The 679-nt window shown below is 65.4% G+C and carries 1 protein-coding gene and 1 pseudogene; both read right to left on the reverse strand.

Going from position 1 to position 679, the window contains the following annotated elements:
* On the reverse strand, positions 1-462 hold a 462-nt coding region (locus EOD07_RS36565), incomplete at its 3' end, for an ABC transporter substrate-binding protein (protein ID WP_245470641.1).
* 30 nt (positions 463-492) lie between these two features.
* Positions 493-679, reverse strand: a pseudogene (locus tag EOD07_RS36570) (isopenicillin N synthase family oxygenase); the annotation flags it as partial.

Raw genomic sequence — 679 nt, forward strand, 5'->3', positions numbered from 1 at the left:
GGTATCGCGCCAGCGGGTGAAGTTGAAGATCACGTCGTCGGCGCTGAAGGCATCGCCATTGTTCCAGGTCGCGTCCTTGCGCAGATAGAGCGTGTAGCGTGTGGCGTCGTCGTTCACCTCCCAACGCTCGGCAAGCATCGGCTTGAAGGTGAAGGTCTCGGTGTAGCGCACCAGCGGCTCGAGGAACTGCCGGCCGATATTGCCGAGGTCGGAGGAATCGAAGGTGCGCGGATCCTTCAGCCCCGGCACCAGCATCGCCACTTTTAGCACGCCGCCGCGCTTCGGCTCGTCGGCCCGCGCCTCGCTCGGCGCGGCAAGGCCCGCCATCGCGTAGGCCGCGGCGGTGGAGGCGCCGAGCGCGCTGGCCACGGCGAGGAACTCGCGGCGGTCGACCTTGCCTTGTCTCACCGCAGCCGACCATCCGCCGAGGATGGAAGGCAGCTTGCGGGTGTCGGTGCTCATTGTTCGTTCCCCCTTATTGTTTGATGAGGATCAGGCGGCTGCCGGTCGTCTTGGCTTTCGAAGAGTCTTGACGCCGGCCATCTCGACGAAATTGGTCGCCGACTCCCAGAGATAGTCGCCGTAGAGGAAGGGCGCGAAGTCGCTGGCGCCCTTGATCGGCAGCGGCGCGATCTCGGCGTCGACGCGCGGCTCGTAGAAGAAGGGGATGGAATAGCGC

The sequence above is a fragment of the Mesorhizobium sp. M2C.T.Ca.TU.002.02.1.1 genome, from assembly GCF_003997225.1.